This window comes from Planococcus dechangensis, from assembly GCF_042654465.1.
Taxonomy (GTDB): Bacteria; Bacillota; Bacilli; order Bacillales_A; family Planococcaceae; genus Planococcus; species Planococcus dechangensis.
Window position 1 is genome coordinate 36,169 of record NZ_JBHSGL010000005.1, and the last position, 25,531, is coordinate 61,699.

Annotated in this window: 20 protein-coding genes and 1 other annotated feature; of the genes, 18 read left to right on the top strand and 2 right to left on the bottom strand. The window is 48.4% G+C overall.

What is annotated here, in order from left to right; translation table 11 throughout:
- Positions 1 to 107 precede the first annotated feature (107 nt).
- From clpX to ACFO5U_RS03270, 11 genes are all read left to right on the top strand, one after another.
- Positions 108 to 1,379 carry an ATP-dependent protease ATP-binding subunit ClpX gene (gene clpX, locus ACFO5U_RS03220; RefSeq protein WP_377276661.1) on the top strand — a complete coding sequence of 424 codons (1,272 nt, stop codon included), beginning with the start codon at positions 108 to 110 and terminating at the stop codon, positions 1,377 to 1,379.
- A gap of 142 nt (positions 1,380 to 1,521) precedes the next feature.
- The gene (gene lon / locus ACFO5U_RS03225) at positions 1,522 to 3,846 is read left to right on the top strand and encodes an endopeptidase La (protein ID WP_377276663.1); all 2,325 of its coding nucleotides are present in this window, start codon (positions 1,522 to 1,524) and stop codon (positions 3,844 to 3,846) included.
- On the top strand, positions 3,846 to 4,430 hold the full coding sequence (gene yihA, locus ACFO5U_RS03230) for a ribosome biogenesis GTP-binding protein YihA/YsxC (protein WP_377276665.1): 585 nt from the start codon (positions 3,846 to 3,848) through the stop codon (positions 4,428 to 4,430). The genes lon and yihA overlap by 1 nt, the downstream gene beginning before the upstream one ends.
- A gap of 944 nt (positions 4,431 to 5,374) precedes the next feature.
- The gene (gene hemA / locus ACFO5U_RS03235; RefSeq protein ID WP_377276666.1) at positions 5,375 to 6,748 is read left to right on the top strand and encodes a glutamyl-tRNA reductase; all 1,374 of its coding nucleotides are present in this window, start codon (positions 5,375 to 5,377) and stop codon (positions 6,746 to 6,748) included.
- A 175-nt stretch (positions 6,749 to 6,923) separates the two neighbouring features.
- The gene (gene ccsA, locus ACFO5U_RS03240) at positions 6,924 to 7,754 is read left to right on the top strand and encodes a cytochrome c biogenesis protein CcsA (protein ID WP_377276668.1); all 831 of its coding nucleotides are present in this window, start codon (positions 6,924 to 6,926) and stop codon (positions 7,752 to 7,754) included.
- A gap of 18 nt (positions 7,755 to 7,772) precedes the next feature.
- On the top strand, positions 7,773 to 8,702 hold the full coding sequence (hemC, locus tag ACFO5U_RS03245) for a hydroxymethylbilane synthase (RefSeq protein WP_377276670.1): 930 nt from the start codon (positions 7,773 to 7,775) through the stop codon (positions 8,700 to 8,702).
- The gene (locus ACFO5U_RS03250; RefSeq protein ID WP_377276671.1) at positions 8,695 to 9,381 is read left to right on the top strand and encodes a uroporphyrinogen-III synthase; all 687 of its coding nucleotides are present in this window, start codon (positions 8,695 to 8,697) and stop codon (positions 9,379 to 9,381) included. Before hemC ends, ACFO5U_RS03250 begins: the two co-directional genes overlap by 8 nt.
- The gene (gene hemB, locus ACFO5U_RS03255; protein WP_377276673.1) at positions 9,378 to 10,358 is read left to right on the top strand and encodes a porphobilinogen synthase; all 981 of its coding nucleotides are present in this window, start codon (positions 9,378 to 9,380) and stop codon (positions 10,356 to 10,358) included. Before ACFO5U_RS03250 ends, hemB begins: the two co-directional genes overlap by 4 nt.
- Position 10,359: 1 nt before the next feature.
- The gene (gene hemL / locus ACFO5U_RS03260; RefSeq protein WP_377276674.1) at positions 10,360 to 11,646 is read left to right on the top strand and encodes a glutamate-1-semialdehyde 2,1-aminomutase; all 1,287 of its coding nucleotides are present in this window, start codon (positions 10,360 to 10,362) and stop codon (positions 11,644 to 11,646) included.
- Between the two features lie 200 nt (positions 11,647 to 11,846).
- Positions 11,847 to 12,914, top strand: coding sequence for an AbrB family transcriptional regulator (locus ACFO5U_RS03265; protein ID WP_377276675.1), 1,068 nt, complete (start codon positions 11,847 to 11,849; stop codon positions 12,912 to 12,914).
- Positions 12,915 to 12,935: 21 nt separating this feature from the next.
- Positions 12,936 to 13,153, top strand: a binding site (T-box leader).
- 81 nt (positions 13,154 to 13,234) lie between these two features.
- Complete coding sequence (locus tag ACFO5U_RS03270; RefSeq protein WP_377276676.1) at positions 13,235 to 15,868, top strand: valine--tRNA ligase; 2,634 nt, start codon at positions 13,235 to 13,237, stop codon at positions 15,866 to 15,868.
- A gap of 105 nt (positions 15,869 to 15,973) precedes the next feature.
- On the opposite strand, the gene ACFO5U_RS03275 is transcribed toward ACFO5U_RS03270, so the two are convergent.
- Positions 15,974 to 16,768: an ATP-grasp domain-containing protein gene (locus ACFO5U_RS03275; protein ID WP_377276678.1), complete on the bottom strand. Its 795-nt coding sequence runs from the start codon at positions 16,766 to 16,768 to the stop codon at positions 15,974 to 15,976.
- Positions 16,765 to 17,628: an ATP-grasp domain-containing protein gene (locus ACFO5U_RS03280; RefSeq protein ID WP_377276679.1), complete on the bottom strand. Its 864-nt coding sequence runs from the start codon at positions 17,626 to 17,628 to the stop codon at positions 16,765 to 16,767. The genes ACFO5U_RS03275 and ACFO5U_RS03280 overlap by 4 nt, the downstream gene beginning before the upstream one ends.
- Before the next feature lie 70 nt (positions 17,629 to 17,698).
- Here ACFO5U_RS03280 and ACFO5U_RS03285 point away from each other — a divergent pair, with 70 nt between their 5' ends.
- The 7 genes from ACFO5U_RS03285 to ACFO5U_RS03315 all read left to right on the top strand — a co-directional run bounded on the left by ACFO5U_RS03285 (position 17,699) and on the right by ACFO5U_RS03315 (position 25,522).
- The gene (locus ACFO5U_RS03285) at positions 17,699 to 18,895 is read left to right on the top strand and encodes a bifunctional folylpolyglutamate synthase/dihydrofolate synthase (protein WP_377276680.1); all 1,197 of its coding nucleotides are present in this window, start codon (positions 17,699 to 17,701) and stop codon (positions 18,893 to 18,895) included.
- Positions 18,896 to 18,921: 26 nt separating this feature from the next.
- On the top strand, positions 18,922 to 20,625 hold the full coding sequence (locus ACFO5U_RS03290; RefSeq protein WP_377276681.1) for a sensor domain-containing diguanylate cyclase: 1,704 nt from the start codon (positions 18,922 to 18,924) through the stop codon (positions 20,623 to 20,625).
- A 220-nt stretch (positions 20,626 to 20,845) separates the two neighbouring features.
- Entirely contained in the window at positions 20,846 to 21,463 is a 618-nt protein-coding gene (locus tag ACFO5U_RS03295) for a type IV pilus modification PilV family protein (RefSeq protein WP_377276683.1), read from the top strand.
- A 1-nt stretch (position 21,464) separates the two neighbouring features.
- On the top strand, positions 21,465 to 21,941 hold the full coding sequence (locus tag ACFO5U_RS03300; RefSeq protein WP_377276684.1) for a prepilin-type N-terminal cleavage/methylation domain-containing protein: 477 nt from the start codon (positions 21,465 to 21,467) through the stop codon (positions 21,939 to 21,941).
- Between the two features lie 20 nt (positions 21,942 to 21,961).
- Positions 21,962 to 23,476 carry a hypothetical protein gene (locus tag ACFO5U_RS03305; protein ID WP_377276686.1) on the top strand — a complete coding sequence of 505 codons (1,515 nt, stop codon included), beginning with the start codon at positions 21,962 to 21,964 and terminating at the stop codon, positions 23,474 to 23,476.
- 74 nt (positions 23,477 to 23,550) lie between these two features.
- Positions 23,551 to 23,988 carry a hypothetical protein gene (locus ACFO5U_RS03310; protein ID WP_377276688.1) on the top strand — a complete coding sequence of 146 codons (438 nt, stop codon included), beginning with the start codon at positions 23,551 to 23,553 and terminating at the stop codon, positions 23,986 to 23,988.
- 1 nt (position 23,989) lies between these two features.
- Positions 23,990 to 25,522 (top strand): VanW family protein, encoded by a 1,533-nt coding sequence (locus tag ACFO5U_RS03315; protein ID WP_377276689.1) that lies wholly within the window; start codon positions 23,990 to 23,992, stop codon positions 25,520 to 25,522.
- The last annotated feature ends 9 nt before the right edge of the window (positions 25,523 to 25,531 follow it).

A 25,531-nucleotide genomic window follows, 5' to 3' on the forward strand; every position in this document is an offset into this window, starting at 1 on the left:
AGTTAGAGTTTCTTCATATATAAAGACGGTTTGATTGGAATAGTTCTAATTAGTTGATACAATCAGATTAATCTTGTAAGATAATGGCTTGAATAGGGGTGACTACATTGTTCAAATTCAATGACGAAAAAGAGCATTTAAAGTGTTCATTTTGCGGTAAGCCGCAGGAACAAGTTCGTAAACTGGTCGCTGGACCAGGTGTATATATTTGCGACGAGTGCATCGAACTTTGCACGGAAATCGTAGAGGAAGAGCTCGGCACGGAAGAAGAAGTCGAATTCAAAGAAGTTCCAAAACCAAAAGAGATTTTGGATACCTTGAACGGTTATGTCATCGGCCAGGAAAAAGCGAAGAAATCATTGGCTGTAGCAGTTTATAACCATTACAAGCGCGTGAACTCCAACAGCAAAATCGACGATGTCGAGCTTTCGAAATCGAATATCGTTTTGATCGGGCCTACAGGAAGCGGGAAAACTTTGCTAGCGCAAACACTCGCGCGCATCCTGAATGTACCGTTTGCAATTGCCGATGCTACATCACTCACTGAAGCCGGCTATGTCGGGGAAGATGTCGAAAACATCTTGCTCAAACTGATCCAGGCAGCTGATTACGATGTAGAACGTGCAGAAAAAGGCATTATCTATATCGATGAAATCGATAAAGTGGCGCGCAAATCCGAAAACCCATCAATTACACGCGATGTTTCGGGCGAAGGCGTTCAGCAAGCATTGCTGAAAATCTTGGAAGGTACAACAGCAAGCGTTCCCCCGCAAGGCGGACGCAAGCATCCTCATCAGGAATTCATCCAAATCGATACGACGAACGTTTTGTTCATCGTCGGCGGCGCGTTCGATGGTGTCGAGCAGATCATCAAACGCCGTCTCGGCAACAAGATTATAGGTTTCGGCGCAGACCCGAACAAAGAAGAGTTGGACGACAAGTCTCTTCTTAGCCAATTGATTCCGGAAGACTTGCTGAAATTCGGCTTGATTCCTGAATTCATCGGACGTTTGCCGGTACTCGCAAGCTTAGAGCAATTGGATGAAAATGCACTTGTGCAAATTCTGACAGAGCCGAAAAACGCATTGATCAAGCAATATCAGAAAATGATGGAGCTTGATGGCGTGAAATTGACGTTCGAACACGAAGCATTGGTGGAAATTTCCCGCCTTGCGATCGAACGCAAAACAGGCGCGCGTGGATTGCGTTCAATCATCGAAAACATCATGCTTGATGTGATGTATGATTTGCCATCCCGTGAAGACATTACCGAATGCGTCATCACGAAAGAGACGGTGACGGATAATGTCCAGCCTAAATTGATTCTTGAAGACGGCACGGTGTTAGACAACAGCAGCAACGAAAAAACATCCGCTTAAATTGTCCGGCGGATACACAAGAATAGGATGATACGGGCTGACTCTGAATCGTGCACATCCGCGCGTACGGGAGTCAGCCCTTTTTTTCACGAAAATACTTAGCAGTACTCGAGTTATAGAGAATTAACGGAGGTGGATTACAATGGCGAAGAAAAAAGTAACAAAGCGAGTCCCGCTCTTGCCACTTCGCGGGCTGCTCGTCTTCCCGGCAATGGTTCTGCATATCGATGTCGGGCGCGACCGTTCCATAGCGGCATTAGAACAAGCGATGATGGATGATCAAATCGTCTTTTTGGCTGCCCAAAAAGATATGGCCGTTGAACAGCCAGAAAAAGATGACTTGCATAAAATCGGCACTTTGGCGTACGTCAAGCAAATGCTCAAATTGCCGAACGGCACGATCCGCGTGCTCGTCGAGGGCTTAGAGCGCGGCCAGTGGAAAGACTATGAAGAAGAAGACAAATTTACTGTAGTCGAAGTGACATCGTTCCCCGATGAACCGGAGCGCGATGCCGAACAAGATGCATTGATGCGTATTTTGTTGGAGCAATTTGAAGTATACGGCAAAAACTCGAAAAAAGTGACGACCGAGACGTTCAATACAGTGTCAGATATCGAAGAGCCGGGCCGCCTGGCTGATATGGTCGCTTCCCATTTGTCACTGAAAATGCCGGCAAAACAGGAAGTGCTCGAGACTTTCGACATCAGCAAGCGCCTGGAACTATTGATCAGCCGTCTGCACAATGAACAGGAAGTCCAAGATATCGAAAAGCGCATTAACGACCGCGTGAAAAAAGCGATGGAAAAAACCCAGAAAGAGTTTTATTTGCGCGAGCAGATGAAAGCGATCCAAACCGAACTTGGCGACAAGGATGGCAAAGGCGCAGAAGTTGCGGACCTCAAAAAGCGCATCAATGATGCCGGCATGCCCGAATCGACTGAGAAGACGGCGCTGAAAGAATTGGACCGCTATGAGAAGCTGCCTTCTGCCGCAGCAGAAAGCGGCATTATCCGCAATTATATCGAATGGCTCATTACGATTCCTTGGTCGGAAGCGACCGAAGACCGCCTCGATATCAACTATGCAGAAGAAGTATTGAACCGTGATCACGACGGATTGGAAAAAGTCAAAGAACGCGTGCTCGAGTATTTGGCCGTCCAACAGATGACCAAGTCATTGCGCGGGCCGATTCTGTGCCTCGTCGGGCCCCCGGGAGTTGGGAAAACTTCACTTGCGCGCTCGATCGCCGAATCACTCGACCGTAATTTCGTCCGCATTTCGCTAGGCGGCGTGCGTGACGAATCGGAAATCCGCGGCCACCGCCGGACTTATGTCGGCGCGATGCCAGGACGCATCATTCAAGGGATGAAAAAAGCAGGAACGGTCAACCCGGTATTCTTGCTCGATGAAATCGACAAAATGTCCAACGATTTCCGCGGCGATCCGTCCTCGGCTATGCTCGAAGTGCTGGACCCGGAGCAAAACAATACGTTCAGCGACCATTACATCGAAGAAAGCTATGACCTGTCGAATGTGCTGTTCATCGCAACCGCAAACGACCTCGGATCGATTCCAGGACCTTTGCGCGATCGGATGGAAGTCATTTCGATTGCCGGCTATACGGAGCTTGAAAAGAAACTCATCGCCAAAAACCATTTGGCTCCAAAGCAAGTGAAAGAACATGGCTTGTCCGAAGAGCAACTGTCATTCGAAGAAGATGCATTCGTCGCCATGATCCGTTACTATACACGGGAAGCCGGCGTACGCGGCTTGGAGCGTCAAATCGCATCGATTTGCCGTAAAGTGACCAAGCAAATTGTGTCGAAAGAACAAGAGCATGTAACGGTTGGAGCGAAAGAAGTCGAAGAGTATCTCGGCAAAAAGAAATTCCGTTACGGCGTCGCTGAAACGGAGAATCAAGTAGGCGTAGCGACTGGACTTGCATACACGGCTGTCGGCGGCGATACCTTGCAGATTGAAGTATCCTTGTCTGCCGGTACGGGCAAACTGCAATTGACAGGAAAGCTCGGAGACGTCATGAAAGAGTCGGCACAAACCGCCCTATCATTCGTGCGTGCTCAAGCGGAAGCGCTTGGCATCGATCCGAACTTCCACAAATCGCATGATATCCATATCCACGTGCCGGAAGGAGCCGTTCCAAAAGACGGTCCTTCTGCCGGTGTGACGATTGCGACTGCGCTGGTGTCTGCACTCACGAAGCGCCCTGTGCGCCGCGATGTCGGGATGACAGGCGAAATTACGCTGCGCGGGCGTGTCTTGCCGATTGGTGGGCTGAAAGAAAAAACCTTGAGTGCCCACCGAGCAGGATTGAAGACGATCATCGTCCCTGCAGAAAACGAACGCGATCTCGATGATGTGCCAGAATCCATTCGTGAAGAATTGGAATTCCATCTCGTCAGCCAAGCGGAACAAGCGCTCGAGATTGCATTGGAAGGAGACAAATAATGGAAGTCCATAACGTAGAATTGGTGATCAGCGCAGTACGCCCTGCACAATACCCGGAGACGGAACTGCCTGAATTTGCACTTGCCGGACGGTCGAATGTCGGGAAGTCATCTTTTATCAACAAATTGATCGGCCGCAAAAGCATGGCGCGGATCTCATCCAAACCCGGCAAAACACAAACTTTGAACTTCTATAAGATTGAAGAGCAATTGTTCTTTGTCGATGTACCAGGATATGGCTATGCGAAAGTCTCGAAAACCGAACGTGAAGCATGGGGCAAGATGATCGAGACCTACATCACCAGCCGCGAGCAATTGCGTGCGGTGATTCAAATCGTCGACCTGCGCCATCCGCCGAGTAAAGATGACCAGATGATGTATGATTTCATGAAGCATTACAATATCCCGTGCATCATCATTGCCACTAAAGCGGATAAAATTCCAAAAGGCAAATGGGACAAGCATAAGAAAATTGTCCGCGAAACACTGGACATGGAAAAAGGCGATCCATTAATCGTCTTCTCTTCCGAAACAGGGCTCGGCAAAGACGAAGCCTGGAAGCAAATCGAAAAACGCATGAGCTGAAAACAGACAAGGACCGAAAAATCATTGATTTTTCGGTCCTTGTTTTTTTTATTGGTTTTTATCTATAGCTAGTAGCAACGGTTAAGGATGATTAGACAAATGAGTGAAATACATGGTTCTCTATAGGCTTCTTATCGAAAAAACCGCCTTCCGCTTAGGGCATGCCTCTCGCAATGAGCCAAGAAAAGCACTTGTCTCATTGCTTCGGCTAGCCAATGAATTGTCGAAAGGAAGTTGAGCCGATTCATTTGCGACGCATCTGCTTAGCAGATATGGGAGCACGGGCTGTTAAGCCGCATACGCCGTGCGGCTAGGAGATGACATAGAATTCTTTGAGTTAGGAAGTTATTTCTTTAATCAGCTTCATGGACTAAGTGGCAACGCTTATTTGGAGTTGTATAAACTAATTATGAATTTCGAGATGCTGAGTACCTGAACTTATACAAATCAACAAGCAGATACTAATCAGTTATAAATATAGAGATAGTGATGAGATTTACTACTATTCTAAAACTAGAGATGAAGCGGAAAGGGGCCGACGCCGGAGGGACTGCGCGGGACAGGCGAGACAAATGTGGCGCGCCCTTTGCGGCACATTGGCTCGACGCCCGCCCCTCGGCAAGCGTGCCCCTTGCAGCGCAATCTCTACAACACCCATTTCACATATATTCATCTCTATAATCTCGTTCCTGATGCCTCAATAGTGCAATCATAAAAGAGCCAAAAAAGAATGGATATTGTGTGTAAGTTCACAGTCTATTCCGACTACAAGCGTTATACTTGTTACGGTATTCGCGCTTTGCTAGAATTGGAATAAGGTTAAGTTTAGAATGATTATTAATAAGCAGGTTCATGCCTTGTTCACAAAATCGTAGGCATATTCCGCTTTTGAAGTGGTATACTTAGGGAAATGAAATATTGAACGTGAAAGGTGTTTTAAGCCCATGCATACACTCGTAGTCGGGGTCAACTATCGTTCAGCACCTGTATCGATCCGTGAGAAGCTGTCGTTCATCGAAAGCGAGCTTCCACAAGCGATGCAAGCGCTGCAACAACAAAAAAGCATATTGGAAAACGTGATCGTATCGACATGCAACCGAACGGAAATTTATGCCGTAGTGGATCAACTTCACACCGGCCGTTTTTATGTGAAGCAATTTTTGGCTTCTTATTTTAACATTCCGATGGAACAATTCTCTCAATATTTGTTCCTTCATGAACAGGACGAAGCGATTGATCATTTGTTCCGTGTTACAGCCGGTATCGACTCGATGGTGCTGGGCGAGACGCAAATTCTCGGCCAAGTAAAGTCCAGTTTTCTTGCAGGGCAGGAAATCGGAACGACAGGGACGGTTTTCAATCAATTGTTCAAGCAAGCCGTCACGCTCGCAAAACGTGCGCATAACGAAACGGCGATCGGCGAAAACGCTGTATCGGTATCGTATGCGGCTGTTGAGCTGGGCAAAAAGATTTTCGGAACGCTGAAGAACAAGCATGTCGTCATTCTCGGAGCAGGGAAGATGGGCGAACTCGCCATCAAAAACTTACAAGGCAGCGGCGCAGATCGCATTACCGTGATCAACCGCACATTCGAGAAAGCGGAAGTGCTGGCAGACAAATTCGGCGGCAACGCAAAGCCGTTGAATCAATTGCAATGTGCATTGCTTGAAGCGGACATCCTCATTTCTTCTACAGGGTCGACTGATTTCGTCATCGACTTGGAATTGATGCAGTTTGTCGAAAAGCTCCGCAAAGGCAAGCCTTTATTCATGGTCGATATTGCGGTACCGCGTGACATGGATCCGCGCATCGGCGACCTTCAAAATGTCTTCTTGTACGATATTGATGACATGCAAGGCATCGTCGAAGCGAATCTTGCTGAGCGTGAACGCGCCGCCAAACAAATTGGCGTCATGATCGAACAAGAGGCAGAGCAATTCAACGATTGGCTCGGTACACTCGGTGTCGTCCCGGTCATCTCTGCCTTGCGTGAGAAAGCGCTCGGCATTCAAGCCGAGACGATGGCGAGCATCGAAAACAAGATGCCGGATTTGACGGACCGTGAAAAGAAAATCCTCAACAAACATACAAAATCAATCATCAATCAATTATTGAAAGAGCCGATTTTGCAGGCGAAAGAAATGGGCACCGCGAAAAAATCACGCGAACAATTAGAGTTGTTCATGCAGATCTTCGGCATCGAAGAAGAAGTGGAAGAACAGCGTGACAAGCAAGCCCGTGCCGTCCGCCAAAAAGCGGAGCAAGCGCGTCTTGAAAAACAACAGGAAACAATTGAAGCTCCAGGCTATACTGTTTAAAGAAACAGCCCAATCGGTCGGAAGCGTTTGTCCCCGCTGATTGCCTGTTGGTCCAATCGCATATTTACCGCCCGTTTAAGCGGGACAAAGCTATCTTATAATGAGGCGTTTTCGATTCTATATGTTAAAATGTAGAGGCGAAACGCCTTTAATTATGGAGACGAAGGGGAATGGGATGGCTGATATAACAATGGCAAGGCTGCATGAAGCTATGGTTATACTATATGCTGTCAGTCTTGTCTTTTATTTTGTCGATTATTTATATACTACGAAAAAAGCCATCCGGATCGCCATGTCACTTCTTGGGATTGTTTGGCTTATGCAAACCGTGTTTCTTGTGCTGTACATCATCGAGACGCAGCGCTTTCCGGTTTTGACGTTATTTGAAGGCATTTATTTCTATGCCTGGCTGCTGGTTACGCTGTCGCTCGTGCTGCGGATTTTTTACCGCTTTGACTTTGCGGTATTTTTGATCAATATGATCGGATTCATCTTTATGGTTATCCATACGTTTGCACCGGTGCAGATCGAACGCTCGCCAGTCGGCGAAGCGTTAGTGTCTGAGCTATTGTTCATCCACATCACGTTCGCTATTCTGTCATATGCGGCATTTTCGTTGTCGTTCGTTTTCTCGGCTCTGCATTTGCTGCTATACCGTTTGCTGAAGCAGAAAAAATGGACCAAGCAATGGACCAGCTTGCCGTCGCTCGGCCAAACCGAGCAAGGCGCGACCATTTCCATCTTGGTCGGCATTCCGCTGTTGTTCGTGTCGCTCGTCCTTGGCTTTCAATGGGCGGTTGTCTCACTTGAAGAGTTTTCTTTATTGGATGTGAAAATTGTCGGATCGTTCATCTTGTTGATCATCTACAGCGTCATCTTATGGCGGCACCGGCAAGGCTCCTTGAATGGCATGAATTATGCCTGGGCTCATATATATGCATTTTTATTCTTGCTGCTCAATTTCTTTTTCGGCAGCCGTTTATCGGAATTTCATTTTTGGTATTAATAGAAGGGTAGGATTTAATTGAGAAAAATCATTGTAGGTTCTAGAAGAAGTAAATTGGCGTTGACGCAAACCAATCAATTCATCGAAAAAATGAAAGCGGCAGGTGCGCCGTTCGAATTTGAGATCAAGGAGATCGTTACAAAAGGCGACCGTATATTGGACGTTCAATTGTCGAAAGTCGGAGGCAAAGGCCTTTTCGTCAAAGAAATCGAACAAGCGCTGCGCGATGAAGAAATCGATTTTGCGGTCCACAGCATGAAGGACATGCCGGCTGTATTGCCTGAAGGCTTTGTCATCGGCTGCATCCCTGAACGGGAAGATCCGCGTGATGCATATATCGCCAATGATCATGTTAAATTGATGGATTTGCCGGTCGGCGCAGTGGTCGGAACGAGCAGCTTGCGACGCAGCTCTCAGCTCTTGATGTTGCGTCCGGACCTTGATGTCCAGTGGATCCGCGGTAATATCGACACACGCCTAGCGAAGCTGCGTGCGGGTGATTTTGATGCCATCATCTTGGCAGCGGCCGGGCTTAAACGCATGGGCTGGGGCGATGATTTGGTGACGGAATTCATGTCGACAGAAGACTGCTTGCCGGCAATCGGCCAAGGGGCATTGGCGATCGAATGTCGCGAAGACGATGCGGAATTGCTCTCTGAACTGGCGAAAGTGAACGATCGTGTGACGGAACTTGCTGTCACGGCAGAACGTAAATTCCTGAAAGATATGAACGGCAGCTGCCAAGTGCCGATCGCGGGCTATGCGACCGTCTCTGGTGATAAAATTTCATTCACTGGATTGATTTCCGCTCCAGAAGGCGACCAAGTGTATAAAGAGTCTGCTGCAGGAAACGATCCAATCGAAGCGGGACGCATTGTAGCTGATAAAATCAGTGCGCAAGGCGGATATGATTTGATTCAGCGCGTCATCGCAGAAAGCAATGTGTAAAAAACACCCGACCATCATCTTTACGGGCAGCCGTTTGCCGAAAGAAGCACAGCAGTTGGCGATCGAGTATGGCGCCAGCGTGCGCTATGTGCCGCTCATCGAAACGGTGCTGCGGAATACCGATGCACCAGATTTCGGACGTTATGGCTGGCTCATTTTCACGAGCCGAAACAGCGCCGAAGCTTTTTGCCGGATCGGCTTGAAAACACATGCGAAAATTGCGGCAGTCGGCGATAAAACCGCTGAGCTACTAGAACAGCATGGCTATCCGGTCGACTTTATTCCGTCTGTCTTCAGTGCCGACGTGTTTGTCCAGGAATTTCCCGCAATTGCCGGCAGCGAGCGCTGCTTGTTTGTGCGCGGCGCTTTGGCAAAAGATACCATCTTGTCGATGCCCTTGAAAATCGATGAATGGACCGTCTACGATACGGTGAAACAAACGGAGCATGCCAAACAAATGGCGCAGCTAGAAGGCGTCATCATCATTTTCGCGAGCCCTTCGGCCGTTTCTGCATATATCGAAGCAGGCGGGGATTTCCGCCATATCCAATCTGCGGCGATCGGGCATATTACCGAACGAGCCATTATGGATGCGGGGGGCACGGTTCATTTCCGCCCGCAAAAATATACGTATATAGAGATTATCCATGAAATAATGAAAGGAAGTTGCAATTCATGACAGATTTGAAATTTGACCGCCATCGCCGTTTGCGCGGCTCTGTGAACCTTCGCGCCATGGTTCGCGAGACATCGATCCAAAAAGAAGATTTCATCTACCCGATATTTGTCGTAGAAGGCGAAAATGTGAAAAATGAAATTTCATCCATGCCGGGCGTGTATCAACATTCCATTGACCGCCTCGGAGAAGAACTCGACGAAGTGGTAGAACTTGGTATTCCATCCGTTATCCTGTTCGGTGTTCCGAAAGACAAAGATCCGGTTGGCTCTGGAGCTTACCACGACCACGCCATCACGCAAGAAGCCATCCGTTTCGCGAAAGCGCGCCATCCGGAATTGGTGGTCATCGCCGATACATGCTTATGCCAGTATACAGACCACGGACATTGCGGCGTGATCGAAGACGGCGTCATCTTGAATGACGAGTCGCTCGATTTGCTTGCACGCACAGCCGTTTCACAGGCGAAAGCCGGGGCAGACATCATCGCACCATCCAATATGATGGACGGTTTTGTCGCTGCGATCCGCTACGGGCTGGACGAGGCTGGATTTACCAACACGCCGATCATGTCATACGGCGTCAAATACGCTTCCGCCTATTACGGGCCATTCCGTGAAGCAGCACATTCAACGCCGCAATTCGGCGACCGCAAAACCTATCAGATGGACCCGGCAAACCGCATGGAAGCATTGCGCGAAGCCTCATCCGATGTCAACGAAGGCGCGGATTTCATGATCGTCAAACCGGCGCTGTCCTATCTTGATATCATCCGCGAAGTGCGTGATAACTTCGATATTCCGATCGTCGCCTACAATGTCTCAGGCGAATACGCCATGGTCAAAGCAGCTGCACAAAACGGCTGGGTAGACGAGGAGAAAATCGTTTTGGAAACATTGCTCAGCATGAAACGTGCGGGCGCAGATATTCTGATGTCGTACCACGCAAAAGACGCGGTACGCTGGCTGGAGGGGAAATAATATGGGTTACGAACGTTCAAAAGCAGCATTCGAAGAAGCAAAAACCTTAATGCCGGGCGGCGTCAACAGTCCGGTACGGGCATTCAAATCGGTCAATATGGATCCGATTTTCATGCAATCCGGTAAAGGCGCTACCATTAAAGATATCGACGGCAATACATATATCGATTACGTGTTGTCGTGGGGCCCGCTGATTCTCGGGCACGCCCAACCGGATGTCGTCAAGGCGATCCAGGAGCAGGCGGAACTCGGCACTTCATTCGGCGCACCGACCGAGCTCGAAAACGATATGGCGAAACTGGTCCAGGAACGTGTGCCATCGATCGAAATGATCCGCATGGTCTCATCGGGTACAGAAGCGACGATGAGCGCACTGCGCGTCGCGCGCGGCTATACCGGCCGCAACAAGATCCTCAAATTCGAAGGTTGCTACCACGGCCACGGAGACAGCTTGTTGATCAAAGCGGGTTCAGGCGTTGCGACACTTGGATTGCCGGACTCGCCAGGCGTTCCGGAATCTGTAGCGAAAAACACCATCACAGTTCCTTATAATGATCTGGAAAGCGTACGTTTTGCGTTCCGCGAATTCGGGGAAGATTTGGCGGCAGTGATTGTCGAACCGGTCGCCGGCAATATGGGCGTTGTCCCGCCGGCTGAAGGATTCCTGCAAGAGCTGCGCAATTTGACGCATGAAAACGGCACGGTGTTGATCTTTGATGAAGTGATGACCGGTTTCCGCGTCGGCTATACATGCGCGCAAGGGCATTACAACGTGATCCCTGACATGACTTGCCTCGGCAAAGTCATCGGCGGCGGACTGCCAGTCGGCGCGTTCGGCGGCAAGCGTGAAATCATGGAACAAGTCGCACCGAGCGGCTCGATTTACCAAGCGGGCACTTTGTCCGGAAACCCTCTCGCAATGCGTGCTGGATTCGAGACTTTGTCACGCTTGAACGAAGCGAGCTATGACACGTTCAATGAACGTGCGGACCAGCTTGAAAAAGGATTCCGTGAAGCGGCTGAGAAATACAATATCCCGCACACGGTCAACCGTGCAGGCTCGATGATCGGCTTTTTCTTCACCGATCAGGAAGTGGTCGATTTCGAAACGGCCTCGAGTTCGGATTTGGCATTGTTTGCGGAGTACTACCGCTTGATGGCAGAAGAAGGCATCTACCTGCCGCCGTCCCAGTTTGAAGGCATGTTCTTATCGACTGCCCACACTCCGGAACATATCGAAAAAACAGTTCAAGCATTCCATACGGTGTTTGAGAAACTGGCAAAATAAATGAAAACGAGCTGACCCCTGAAGACCATGTTAAATGGTTTTTGGGGGCAGTTTTTTTATTATTTGAAGTGCCCGCTTTGCTTTGGAGCATCGCAAGCAGTTGGGGTGATAATTTTGATGATTCTTTAGGAAGAAATTGAATAGAAATTCATTTTCGGTCTAATAGTCTGGTAATATAAAACTACTTGGAATTTTAATTAGTGAAAGTTGGTAGTTTAGTGAAACGTTTTCTCATTACTTTGGCCATCGCGCTCAGCGCTGGTTTTTTGCTTAGTTTGACCGGGCTGTTCCTGCCGTGGCTGTTAGGTCCCATGGCAGCATTTCTGATCTTGCGGCAAGTGACCGATATGGAGTTCCACTGGCCGAAAATATTCCGGACGCTTGGGCTGTTGTTGCTCGGTGTCCAGATCGGCGCTTCGTTTACACAGGAGTCGGTTATTTTGATGGTGGCGGATCTGCCTTATATGTTGGTCATGACGATTGCAATCGTTGTGTTCAGTTTGCTGCTTGGCTTTTTGTTCCAGCGCATGACGCGTGTCAGCTTGTCGACGGCGCTGCTCGGTTCGATGCCCGGCGGCTTGTCGCAGATGGTATTGATTTCTGAAGAAGTTAAATCGGCCAATGTGACGGTCGTATCGGTCATGCAGACTTTCCGTATTTTGCTCATCGTCTTTACGGTGCCGGTAGCTGCGGGATTTTTGTCCAGCCGCGCACCTGGTGAGCTGGCGGAAACAAGCTTCCGCTTTTCGCCGTATGCATTCGGCATCGCGCTCGTATTCGGTTATGCCTTATACTGGCTCATGAAGCGCATTTCATTTCCAGCGCGTGAATTGATGGCGCCGGTGCTTGCGATGGCCGTAGTGCAGACAGTGACCGGCAGCGATTTGATCGATTTGCCGAGTCTCGTCATCATCATCGCGCAAGTGTTGATCGGGACACATCTCGGCTTGTCGATGGAAAAGCTAGGCGACTCGTTGGACAGCCGCCTAGCCGGTGCGGTTTTCTTGAACACTGTGCTGCTTATCGCGTTTTCTGCCGGGCTAGCATACGGGTTGGAACGGCTGTTGCCGGAGTATTTGTTTCTCGACTTCTTCTTGAGTGCAGCTCCTGGGGGCATGGCGGAGATGACCATCACGGCTCTAGAAGCGGGAGCGGACGTGCCACTTGTGACAAGCTTTCATTTATTCCGTTTGTTCTTCATCTTGCTCATTGCAGCTCCATTGGTGACCTACTATGTGAAAAAGCTTGACGCTAAATCAGGCTATTGAGTACAATAAGAGCAATAGGATATGTATGCGTTGAAGAGGATAGTAAAGTGTCAGGACCATTTCAGAGAGAAAGCCGCCGGGTGAGAGGCTTTCATGGGCCGCATTTGAATGTCACCTCGGAGCAGTAGCCGTGAAATGAGTAGCGGCGACCGGATGCGAATCCGTTATCGAACTTGAGAGCCAGGCGAATTCTGCCTGTGTATAAAGGTGGTACCGCGAAAAACTCCTTCGTCCTTTACGAGACGACAGGAGTTTTTTTGTATTCATTTTTAAGTTCGACAGTAACCAGAGCCGAAAGTTGGCAAGAAGGAGGAATTTGGATGAGCAAACAATTATCAACGAAATACGAACCGCAAGCGATCGAACAAGGGCGTTACGACTGGTGGGTGGACAATAAATTTTTCGAAGCGAAACCGGAAAGCGGCAAGACGCCGTATACGATCGTCATCCCGCCGCCGAACGTAACGGGCAAGCTTCACTTGGGACACGCCTGGGATACAACCTTGCAGGACATTATGACGCGCATGAAGCGCATGCAAGGCTATGACGCCTTGTGGCTGCCAGGCATGGACCATGCCGGCATCGCGACACAGGCAAAAGTGGAAGGCAAGCTGAAAGAAGAAGGCCGTTCGCGTTACTCGATGGGCCGCGAAGCATTCCTTGAAGAATCATGGAAATGGAAAGAAGAATACGCAGGGCATATCCGTCAGCAATGGTCGAAGCTTGGCCTCGGGCTTGATTATTCACGCGAGCGCTTCACTTTGGATGAGGGCTTGTCTGAAGCGGTGCGCGAAGTCTTCGTCAAGCTGTATGAGAAAAAGTTGATCTACCGAGGCAAATACATCATCAACTGGGACCCGGCAACAAAAACGGCGATCTCCGATATCGAAGTGATTTACAAAGATGTACAAGGTGCGTTTTATCATATGCGCTACCCACTGGCAGATGGATCGGGCCATATCGAAATCGCTACGACGCGCCCAGAGACAATGCTCGGGGATACGGCGGTGGCGGTTCACCCGAAAGACGAGCGCTACCAGCATTTGATCGGGAAAAAGATCATCTTGCCGATTATCGGCCGTGAAATGGAAATTATAGCGGACGATTACGTCGACATGGAATTCGGAAGCGGCGCCGTAAAAATCACGCCTGCCCATGACCCGAATGACTTCGAGATCGGCAATCGCCACAATTTGGAACGCGTGCTGATCATGCATGAAGACGGCTCAATGAATGAAAACGCCGGCAAATATGAAGGCATGGACCGTTTCGAATGCCGCAAAGCGATCATCAAAGACCTTCAAGACATGGACGTGTTGTTCAAGATCGAAGAGCACCTTCACTCGGTCGGACACTCCGAACGCAGCGGTGCTGTAGTGGAGCCGTATTTGTCAACGCAATGGTTCGTAGACATGCAGCCGCTCGCAAAAGCGGCGGTCGATAGCCAGAAAAGCGAAGACGGCGTCAATTTCGTGCCGGACCGTTTTGAAAAAACCTATTTGCACTGGATGGAAAACATTCGCGACTGGTGCATCTCGCGCCAATTGTGGTGGGGACATCAGATCCCGGCTTGGTATCATAATGAAACCGGCGAAATCTATGTCGGACACGTTGCACCGGCCGACGCTGAAAACTGGACACAGGACGAAGACGTGCTCGATACATGGTTCTCATCTGCATTATGGCCGTTCTCGACACTAGGTTGGCCGGAACAAAACGACGAGCTGAGCCGTTATTATCCGACCGATGCACTGGTGACGGGTTATGACATCATCAACTTCTGGGTATCGCGGATGATTTTCCAAGCACTTGAATTCACGGGCGAGAAGCCGTTTAAAGACGTATTGATCCACGGGCTTGTGCGCGATGCGGAAGGCCGCAAAATGTCCAAATCGCTCGGCAACGGCGTCGACCCGATGGATGTCATCGAAGAATACGGCGCAGATTCCTTGCGTTACTTCTTGGCGACCGCGTCATCACCTGGGCAAGACTTGCGCTACTCGAACGACAAAGTCGAGTCGGTGTGGAACTTCGCCAATAAAATCTGGAACGCTTCGCGCTTTGCGATGATGAACATGGAAGGCATGCGTTACGAGGACATCGATTTGTCCGGAGAAAAATCCGTGGCGGATACGTGGATCCTGACGCGCCTCAACGAAACGATCGAGCAAGTGACAAACCTTGCCGAGCGTTATGAGTTCGGCGAAGTCGGGCGCTCGCTCTACAATTTCATTTGGGATGATTTCTGTGACTGGTATATCGAAATGGCGAAATTGCCATTGTACGGGGAAGACGAGCAGGCAAAAGCGATGACGCGTTCTGTCCTTGCCTACGTGCTCGATAACACGATGCGCTTGCTGCACCCGTTCATGCCGTTCATCACGGAAGAAATCTGGCAGAACTTGCCGACGGAAGGTGAATCGATCACGATCGCCGCTTGGCCGACAGTGGACCCGGCACTTAGCGACAACAAAAAGGCAGACAGCATGAAGCTATTGATGGACGTTATCCGTTCTGTGCGGACGATCCGTGCGGAAGTGCAGTCGCCGATGAGTAAGAAAGTGCCGATGACCATCAGCGCGAAAGACGCAGCGACTCTGTCGGTGCTCGAAGAAAACGCGGCGTATATCGAACGTTTCTGCAACCCGGAAACTTTGACGATCGGTCACAACATCGAAGCACCTGAGAAGTCGATGTCTGCGGTTGTCTCCGGAGCGGAATTGTTCATGCCTTTGGAAGGCTTGATCGATATTGAAGAAGAACTGAAACGCCTGCAAAAAGAGCTCGATAAATGGGCGAAGGAAGTCAAACTTGTCGAAGGCAAACTTTCTAACGAACGCTTCGTGTCAAAAGCACCGGAAGCGGTCGTCGAAGAAGAGCGCAAAAAACAAGTAGATTATATTGAAAAGCATGCGACTGTTGAAAAGCGCATGGAAGAATTGAAAAATCTTTAAGAAAAAAAGCGATTCCCGGATTGGGAATCGCTTTTTGTTGTCTGCAGATATATTGCTGTCAGTCATTCCGTTCGGGCGCTCGCTTACTTCGTGCTCGCGTTCGGGCTAACTCAAGTCCGGCTCCCGAAACGGATATTCCTTTTCCAGTTTAGCGATGTGCTGCATCAGCAGTTGTGCGATATTGTCGTCATGGGTTTGATAGAACGCACGGGCGCCGACCGGGTCTTCGAGTTCGTTGAACAAATGGCGCCCATCATCTAACAGCAAGAAATCCACACCGATGTAATCGCTATGGAGCGCTTTGGCAATTTTTTCGACATCCATTCGCTGCACTGCGGTCAGTTCAAATCGTTCGACCGAGGCGCCGAGCGAAAAGTTCGCTTTAAAGCCGTTTTGTGCGCTACGTTTGACGGCACCGACAATTTCCGTCCCGATGACGTACGCACGGACGTCTGCTAAATGCGGCACGACCGGCTGATAGAGAAGCGGAACATCAACGGCTGGCATATCCTGTTCCGACTCGAGCAGCCACACATGCACTCCTCCGTGGCCATCCTCCGTTTTGGCGATGCATGGGTATTCAAGTGCAGCACGATAAGTTGGGATCGCAGGAAGACCGAGCAGCTGGAACAATTGAAAGCTTTGCCATTTGTCGTTAGCAACGCGGTTCACTTCGGCACGGTTGATGAGACGCACGCCGCGGTCTTCCAAAAAACGTGAAGCGTGTGGTCGCCGAACACGGAATAACACGAACTGGCCTTTCAACTGACTTGCTAAAGATTCGAGCCCCTCGTCGCTCCAATCGTCCCACACTAGCAAATCGGCTACAGCAAAGCGATTCAGTTCTTCGATAAAGCCGGCATTCGTATGTGCAGCTGCTGTTTCATACAAGACAATCATGCCAAGTCCTCCTTGATGTAGGTGATCATTGCATCAGCGACGTTGACGCCTGTAACATTCAGGATATTGCGGATGTGGGCAGCGGCATTCACTTCACAGACGAGCGTCTGGCTGTTTGGCCCGTATAACAGATCGACCCCGGCAAATACTGCGCCGACCGCTTTTGCAGCATCCAGGGCAAGCTGTTGTTGCTGTTGTGAAAGCTCAACAGGAAACGCGCGTCCGCCGTTGGTGATGTTCGCCCGGAAATCAGTGTCGGATTGCCGTTTCATCGCCGCGACGATTTTTCCACCGACGATATTGACACGGATGTCCCGTCCGCGGCTATATTCGATAAATTCCTGGAACACATAGTCAATGCCGGATAAGCTGTCGACTTTATCGTAAAATTCATCTTCCGTTTCGATCAAATACACTTTCATGCCGAACGAGCCGTGGCCTTCTTTTATGATCATCGGCAAACTGAGTGCACCGAGCACTCCTTCAAAATAGCCCGAATCGCGGATCGAGAATCTCGGGTAGACTTTCGGCGCTACGATCGTTTTTGGCATTGGAATATCTTGCTCGGCAAGGCGGATATATTGCGTCGCCTTGTTGTCGCATAAATCGATGATGGCCGGATCGTTATAGACCGGCACGCCTTGGCTTTTCAGGAAATAGCCGAGCAGGACGTCTTTATCCAATAAAATAGCGAAATCCGGAAACGCTTGTGCTTGCCCGAGCGTCATCTGGATTTCGTGGTTTTTCTTGACGGTTACAGCAATCCCTTGGCGCTTGGCCGCCTCCGCCACCAATTGCGCTTGATCTTCGAATTTATCGGAAACGAGGCTTCCGTTATAGATGACCCAACAACTCAACATATCCATTCCACCTTCATGATATACTCATACTAAAAAAGTGTATCACGTTGATAAGAATAGAGGTTAGAAAATGATCAATGGGCTGGAACGATACAAGAAAAAATGGAACATCACCACAGAAAACGCCATCAAACCGGGACTCGCTGCGATTACTGCTGCACTCGAGGAAATCGGCAACCCGCACAAGCAAGGGCGTTTTGTCCATATAGCGGGTACGAACGGCAAAGGTTCGACCGCGGCGCTGTTATCAGCGGTATTAAGAGCGCACGGCAAAACGGTGGGCAGCTTTTATTCGCCGGGCATCATCGACGTCCACGACCAGATTCAGATGAACGGTGAACCCGTCACGCGTCAAGCGCTCGACCATGTCATGTGCGAACTGTCGAAAGTGACGACGGCGTTGACGGATTTCGAGCTGCTGACCGCGGCCGCTTTCCTGCAATTCCGCAACGCCGCGCCTGATGTCTCCATTATCGAGGCGGGTATGGGAGGACGCTTTGACTCGACGAACGTCATCGATCCGCAAGTCGCAATCATTCCGTCTATTGCCAAAGAACATACCAATTTCCTCGGCACCGAACTGAAAGACATCGCATACCATAAAGCGGGCATCATCAAAAAATGGAAACCCGTCATCGCAGGTCCGCTGGAGAACGAGGCGCTGCAAGTAGTGAAAGAAGAAGCACGGCAGCAGCACGCTGAATTGATCATACCGAACAGCCCTTACGAAGGCGAGTTGAAATTAAAAGGAGCGCACCAGAAATGGAACGCCAGCCTGGCATATCACGCCGCTATGGAAGTGCTGGGAGCGGAATTTAACGAAGCCGCGGCACATCAAGCATTGGCACAGGCCGAAATTGCTTACCGTTTCGAGACGGCAGCACCGGGGCTGATCTTCGACGGGGCGCATAACGAAGCGAGCATCCACGCATTGGTGGAAACGATTCAAGCGGATTTTCCTGACGAACAAGTGCGGATCGTGCTCGGGATGCTTCGCGATAAAGACTATGAAAAGGTTCTCCGAAAACTGGAAACGATCAGCGATAATTTTGTCTTTATTGACTTCTCCAATGAGCGTGCATTGCCGGCGGAGAAATTATTTCGTTTAAGTAACAGTAAAATAAAGACAATTAAAAATTTATATGATATATTACCTGTAACAGCAGACGAGGAAGTGACTATAGTCACGGGTTCACTTTATTTGCTTTCAGACATGCGCAAGCCGGGCATTCCGTTTTTGAGCGAGTACTTGAACGTGAGTGATTAGCGTGAATCCCATGAGGAGTAGATGTGATGGACAGCGATAAAAAAAGGAAATTGCTTTTATGGGTACTTTGGATATTAATTGTTCCCGCCGGTTTGTATGCGGTCTATCAATCTTACCCGCCGGAAGTCTTATTTGAGTGGGAATTATTGGCCTTCGCCGCTTTTGCAGTCTTAACTGCGCTCTTGCCACTCAATATCAACGGAACGCCGATGTACCTCGTCCAATGGGTAACCATTGCGGTGTTCTTGAAATACGGCTTGTTTATCGAAATTCTTATGTCTCAATTGACGATGCTCGTCCTGCTGTTCCGCACGAGAAATGCGGTCTCAAGAAACGAACGTTTTTCATTTAACTCATTAATGTTCTTTGTCTTGTCGACATTGACGGGCCTGATATTTTTTGCAGCAGGAGGCGAAATTGGATCGACAAGCTTTGTGCACATCGTTTCTTACGGTTTGCTTTACCAGCTTGTCTATCTCGTCGCCAATCATTTGTATTTATATGCGGACGACGTCTTGAGTAAAACTTCGAAATCATTTATTTCGCTCGACTCGATATGGGATTTCTTGATCACGCTGCTGATTTTTCCGTATGCGATCACGCTTTATGTATTGGACGCAGCGATCGGGGTTTCTGCCTTGATGCTACTCGGCTTGCCGTTTATGGTCATGACCGTCGTGCTGCGCCTTTACAATAGCTCGGAGAAAATCAATATCGACTTGAAAAAGGCCGGCCATATCGGGCATCAGCTTGCGGACCGCTTGTCCCAGGATGAAGTGATCGACCAGTTTATTGAACACGTGGCGACGATGTTCAAGACCGATTACGCCTACGTCATCGATTACCGCAACAGCCAACTGCTCGTCTTACGGATTTTTGAAGACGGGCGATTGGTGGACATGGATTTGCCGGCTGTGCCGTATACGCAAGGCATCGCCGGGCAAGTGATCGCGCACAATGCGCCGCTATTGTTCGGCAAGCAAAAGCAATGGATCGAGCTGTCGACGGTGCAGCTGCCGAAAGATATCGAAAGCATCATGGCGACACCCATTTCCCGAAACAATAAAATCGAAGGCGTGCTGCTGATCGGATCGAGAAAAGAATTCGCTTTTTCGGCCAATCAATTGCAAATCATGGAAATCTTAAGTACCTATTTTGCGGTGTCGCTCGAAAAATCCGGCTATATGGAAAAAGTTATCGCCAAAAGCGAACGCTGCGGGCTGACCAAGTTGTACAATTACCGCTATCTGGATGAAACGCTCGAGAACTGCATGAAGGAAATCGCAACCGGTTCTTTGGATCAGCTGTCGCTCATCATGATGGACATCGACCGCTTCAAGTCGATTAACGACACTTACGGGCATCAAAGCGGCAACGAAATCCTCATCCAGCTGGCTGATTTATTGAGAGAGGCGGTCGGTGAGGAAGGAACACTTGCCCGCTATGGCGGCGAGGAATTCGTTGTCTTGCTTCCGCATTACGGCAAAGAACTGGCGCTATTGCTTGCGGAAAACTTGCGCAAGCAAATAGCTGACACTGAATTCACGATCCAGCAAAGCATACAAAGCGATAAACAGGCCGAGACACTGCACATTACGATGAGCATCGGCGTGTCGGCAGCCCCGGAAGACGGCGATGACGGCATGGCCATTATCCGCAACGCCGACCGTGCACTTTATACAGGTGCCAAACAGGCAGGGCGCAATAAAGTGGCAGCCTACACAAAATAAGACTACAGAACGGCTTTGGCCGATTCTGTAGTCTTTTTATCTTATAAAAATTGGAAATAAAAGCAAAAGAATTAATAAAAAGTATTGATTTTCCTATAAAAACACCGTGTCAAAAGAACAAATACATGCAATAATAAAAATACAGTCAGATATAGTCATAAATAATTTTTTAATAGGAAGTATCATCCATAAAAATTGATCGGAAGAAAGGAGTGCGCGTATGAAGCAATGGAAAACTGAAAAAGGGTTGACGCTTGTCGAAGTGCTGGCGGCTCTGGTGATTCTCGGGATTGTTTTTGTCGGGGTTATGACAGTATTTCCCCAGATGACCACTTTTAATGCTAAGACAGAAGTCAAGCTGGATACGATGCATCTCGCGCGCCAAGAGATGGCATCTATCCTTCATGCATCCAAATGGGAAAAAATACTGGAAACAAGTGCTACTGATCCAACTTCCCTAGAACCTGAGTTTCTGTCTTCAGCATTAATTGATAAAGAGCTTTTGGAGTTAAATTACAGCAAACTGCCTGCCGAATCGCTGGCTAATTCCCCATATACGGCTGATTCTTATGTTCGCTATCAAAAAGATGGGGATTATCGTTATGTGGCAGATATTTATTTGCAATGCGAAGCTTTTTTGCTTAAAGAACAGACAGCGACAGGACCAGGAACTAAAGTACAATGCGCCCAGGAAGACCGGGTTAAATTGTACAAAGTGCATTTGAAAGTTTTCAGCAACAAAGCCAGTCAAAATGGAAGTTATCGACTTAGCAGCGAAACATATTCCTATATCCGCTATGCTGCAAAAAAACCGCCTATCGTAACGGAGGGCGGTTAAAATGCTAGGCAATCAAAAAGGAATCACATTAGTGGAATTAATAGCGGCATTGGCACTTGTATCGATCATCGCTGCCATTGCTTGGACTGCTTTATCCATAGGTTTCAAGCATACGGCATCCGAAACAAACAAAACGCAATTGCAGCAGGAAGCGAATCTGATCGTGGCCACCATTACAAACGAGCATCGAAGAAACGATTATTATTATTTGCGGATGAATGCGGGCACCTTGGAAATTAATACATGCAATGGAAGCTCAGTAACAGCGTTAAATTGTGAGGGATTCACAAGCCTCATGGCAAATCATTATGTCTATACAGGCACCATTAATGGGGTGGACTTTATGGGGTGGGATCCTGCACAAATAATTGATCCTAAGAAAAAACATCTGGACCTTAGCTTGAACGTTACTGATCCTGCTAATCCGGCAAGGTCGGTTAAAGTCAAAACAACATTGACCCGAATTTTAACCGAGTAAAACTTGAGGGGGATGCAGACATGAGGTATGTCAAAAATGAACGGGGTTACGCACTTTTAGTCGTCCTGTTGTTGGTTGTTTTGATAATGAGTATATCTGCCACGTTTATGGCAGGATCTATTAATCATGCGAAGCAAGAGCAAGCTGTGGATGTATCCAATCAATCAGTGGCAGCCGCAGAAATGGGCGTGCTTTATTATTCAACTGATTTTGAGAGAGCACTCGATCAAATTCGCCAAGAAGTTTCTTTTGCGACCACGGCAGAACTGAATTTATTGGTAGATTGTTTAAAAGCTATAGACATTTCTGCTTGCGATACACAAGCTGAAAGAATTGCCTGGGAGAAAGATATCGACTCAAGAATGAAACAGCTCTATGTAAAAAAGACTCTCAATAAAATAAACGAGCTGATTAAAATAAACGGTGTGAAAACACAATCATTCAGCGAAACTGTCGCAAACTATGAGCCACAAGCTTGGTCATTAGAAAATGTGTCTTATACGGACACGGAATTATCGACTGTTAATCAGGCTTTAGTCAATAGAATAGTGGATGCCGGCCTGTTGAAAGTGAGAGTAAAAGTGATCGGTGCTTCCGGCAGCTCAGAAAAAACATTAAGCAGCTTATTTTCGATAAAAATACCGCCATCGTTTTTGAACCCTGGGGAAGTTTATAACGTTGAGCAGAAAATTATCGCAGGGAAAGAAGATGCAACTTATAACGATATCTTTAAAATCAATCCGCCGACTCAATCTTGCAGTTCGTTATTGACTGCCGTTATTGCCAAAAATGCGGTTGCGCCGTTCGAATGTAAAATGACCGGCAATGAAAAACTGTCAGACTTCATTGGGCTCATAACGGCAGCGAATACTACACCAAAACTGGATCCAAAAGACTTTTGGGTTCATGTCGATGATTTTCAACAAAACGTCTGCTCGGCCAATTGCAATAACTTGGATTTTCTTGGAACAAATGTTGTTGTAAGAGCCGATGATACAGGAGCCACCAATAATATGAATAACTTGGTGAATGGAAACCTGGTTATTACCGGTACCTTGACAGCCAACTCAAACTTGAACAACTTAGGAAAGAACTTGTCAAAACAGTCAATTGTGCTAAAAGAACTTAACATCACCGGTAATATTAAAAACTTAAATTATACGAACTTGATGGTATTGGGGAAAGACAGCGGTACAGATAGCCGTTTGTATATAGGTGGGCAATTTCAAATCGACAATTACTCACGCCTTTGTATGGATATCGACCGTATTTCTAAACCAGACTTAGCTCGGCTTGCAGCCACTGTGGAAGTGACTAATAGCGGCAGCATCGTTTATTATTCATCGGATCCAGCAAATGTGTTTGCGCTGACAGGCGCAGATGCAGTCAATCGTACAAAACTGTTTGTGAAAAGAAATGATAATTACGCAACATTTCTGTTGAATTGTGGAATCGCTATAAAAAGTACACAGTCTGTCCCGGTGTCATCACCGATTGTTAGCGATACTGAATTTGATTTTGAAGTGGAATATTAAAAGCACTTCCGGGATTCAACTGGATATCAAAGCAGCAGATGTCATATAGACGCACTTATATTGGAGGTTACACCATGATTCGTTTTTTGTTATTTTTCATCCTATCTACGATCATCACAGCTATTGCATTTTTCAGCTTCAAAGCGGTACCGGCCACGAAGAAAATCGCATTAGTAGGTGGAGTCGTTTCTGCATCGGCAATTGCGATCTGGATGCAAGGCAATTTTGCATGGTACATGAGTTTTCTTGCGATTCTTGCTTTGTCACTCGTCGCAACTCTTCTATATATGAAAATCATAGAACGTGAACAGATCGAGAAAGAACGACTGAAAGCGGAACGGCAGGCATTTAAGAATCGAGTGCGTGAAGAATCAAAGCAATTAGAAGCATCGAAAAAACAGCCTCAACCAGCTGCAGAACAAATCACACAAACACCAAAGCAAGCACCGATAGAGAAACCCGAGAAGGTATTTGGCATGGAGTCCATCGGCCCGGTCGGAAAGGGGAATTAAGATGGACAATAAGCAATTCGGCAAAGTGTTCGGCGGCGTGTTCGGAGCCGCCCTTTTAGTGTTTGGAACAGCGAATGCAGGCGCCTATGCAGTCGACGAGTGGGTCTTTCCGTCGGCAACATATGATGAATACACATATATTGGCACCACCGATGTTTCCAATATGGCAGTGGCGGACGCCAAATCGATGTTTTTGACGCAAACGGCGACATTCCGCGAATCGGCGGAGCTCCACGTGACGTATTTGGACGAAACGGCGCAGTATCCGTTAAAAGATGTGGAAATCGCACTGGATGAAACATTGGAGCGTGCACAAAGCGGCGCTCAAAATCAGTTTATTTTCGATTTGTCCGAATCGCAGACGCGGTCATTTCTGAAAAAGCAATTCAAGGATATTCCGTTTACCGAAGCGGACATCGCCACTGTCCACCTTCAGCTGGAAAGGGCGTTAGAAGGCGGTCAGACAGTGTCACGCACCGATATCAGCAGCGATGCCTTGGAAATGCGTCCGGATGTCGTAGCGCAGGCCAGTTTTTCGCATAGCTTAGAAACAGCGGACACGAAACAAGTGCTTGAGGCACTCGATGGCACGATCCTCGCGCCGGATGAGACATTTTCCTTTTTAGCGTCTTTGGAAGAATTGACTCTTTTTGAAGTGACTGATGCTGAATTGACCGAAATCGCCTCCGCCATTTATGGTGCGATGCTGCGCACAAATTTCCTTGTCGAGCAGCGCAGCATCAGTGAATCCGTTCCGGAAAATGTACCGGCGGGGGAAGAGGCGGCGATCAACCGTTCGCTCGGTGTGGATTTTGCGTTTTCCAACCCCAATGCCAGCAGCTTCACCTTGAATACGTACGTCCAGGACGGCAAGTTGGTGGCATCGATCCACGGATTGCCATTCGTCCACGAATACAAAATTTCCACTACAGGCGACATCGACATCGAACCGCGACTCATCAAGCAATTCAGCGCATTTGTCTCGAGCGGCAGTGAAGTGCGCGAAGAAGGCCGTGACGGCAAACGCATCGAAGTCGTTCGCACGATGCTAGATGACGGCAAAGAAGTGCAAGTCGAGCGGGTTTCCAGCGATTTCTACCCGCCGGTGCATCGCATTGAAGTGTATCCATTGACGCAGCCGGAAGCAGCTGCGCCAGAAAATGAAACCGTCATCGATTGGCCGCTAGCGGGTGATCCGGACTTTGTCGACCTTAATAATAACGGCGTCCATGACGCGGCAGAACTCGTTAACAGTGGTAGTGAAGTAGTCGACTGGCCAGTGTCAGGAGATGAGGATTTTGTCGATATAAACAATAACGGCATCCACGACCCAGCTGAACTTACTTACGAAAAAGGAGTAGTGTTGCCGGACGGGACAGTTGTTCCAGGCACCGAGGATGATAGCACTGACACACCGTCAACTGATAGAGAAAATGATACAGACACAGATTCTGATTCGGACGCAAATGATGCGGATACCGAACCGGAAATAGAAGCGCAATACGATAAAAGCGGCAAACAGATTCAACCGTAACTGAACAAA